We start from the raw sequence: 1,314 nt of genomic DNA, 5'->3' as shown, positions 1-1,314 counted from the left end.
CTGACTGCCTGACACATCTTTAGGCAGCCTCCCAGGGTGGTAATTGACAGCACAGGGATTGGATCCTAGAGAACCAGATGCGGTCATAATACCGGGCTTCAGCTCTTTTAGAGGCAAAACAGGGCTCTGGGTCAACGGTGAAAAGGGCAATGGGTTTGAGCAACGGACGCCCTTTGTTGACGGCTCCCCTGAGCCAGCGGAGGCCGATTTTGAGATAGCTGATGCCCCGTGTCCAATGGGGGTCAACCTGAGTGCGCAGACCGTCGAGTTGAACGGCCATGCCCTGGGTGGTGCCATAGAGGATGGCAATGGCGGCAACGAGATAGAGGCGTTCGAGGGCTTGAGCCGAACGGATACCCGAGTCTTCTAGCTCAAAGACCCCGGATTTTGAATCGAGGAATAGCTCCTCAACTCGGAACCGAAGGGCATATTGCCACAGGGTATTGAGGGAGGGCGGCTCATCGGTGATGACGGCCCAGGGTTCCTTAACGCCTTTGACGTTAGCCAGAACGAGGTTGCAGCGCCAGCGACCATCCGTCCATAGGCCAACCCCTTCATAGAACCGAGCTTCGCCCTTTGGGGGCCACAGATAGCCCACCTCAATGGGATGACGGCGGGGGCCATGCACCACCACGTCACTGGGTAAGCGTAAGCAATAGTGCCAACGACTTTGGCTTAACCACGCCAGCAGGTCATGGTTAGCAAACCCTCGGTCGGCTAGCAACATCACATCGGGATACGAGTGCAACAGTCGATGGGCCAACCGCAGCATAGGAATATATCGGTCAGTACTAACGGTAGCACTGGGATGCTCTAAGACCCGCCATAGCAGGGGCACGGCTCGTCCGCAACAGGTTACCGACAGGTGAATCATGCAGTAGCGATTCCACAAGACCGTAGTATCGAGCGCCAGATAGAGCCGACGCCCTTTCCACTGGTGGATGGCCGCGAGCACCAAGGGCACGTACAAGCTTTTGATCCGCACCCGGCGATTGCCCAGAAAGCGCTGCCACCGACGCTCGGTGCTTTGCGCCTGACGGGCACGACTGGGCACATAGACTTCCCACTCCGGCAGGCTTAACCGACCACTGCACACCAGTGCCGTCACCATCCAGGCCAGTGCTTTGAGGTGTCGTAGGTCGCGAGGATGGCTGTATTGACGCAGCAACGGCAGCACTTGATCATAGAGGCAGGTGGTGGCTGACATGGTAAAGACCCTGAGATGATGCAATTTCAGCGTCTCATGTCAGCTCACCCTTTCCCCCTCGCCTAACGAGGTTTCAAGCCTTTTGCCTACTTGTGTCAGGCAGTCAG

Annotated in this window: 1 protein-coding gene; it reads right to left on the bottom strand. The window is 57.2% G+C overall.

Annotation, left to right across the window (positions count from 1 at the left end; genetic code table 11):
- Positions 1 to 19: 19 nt before the first annotated feature.
- On the bottom strand, positions 20 to 1,207 hold the full coding sequence (locus IQ254_RS31110) for a transposase (RefSeq protein ID WP_193969998.1): 1,188 nt from the start codon (positions 1,205 to 1,207) through the stop codon (positions 20 to 22).
- Between the last annotated feature and the right edge of the window lie 107 nt (positions 1,208 to 1,314).

Source organism: Nodosilinea sp. LEGE 07088 (genome assembly GCF_015207395.1).
GTDB lineage: Bacteria > Cyanobacteriota > Cyanobacteriia > Phormidesmidales > Phormidesmidaceae > Nodosilinea.
This window is presented reverse-complemented; position numbering and strand designations above follow the sequence as displayed.

What these genes read in the sequence shown, in the direction of transcription:
- IQ254_RS31110 (WP_193969998.1), bottom strand. Translation starts at nt 1,207, where the DNA reads ATGTCAGCCACCACCTGCCTCTATGATCAAGTGCTGCCGTTGCTGCGT.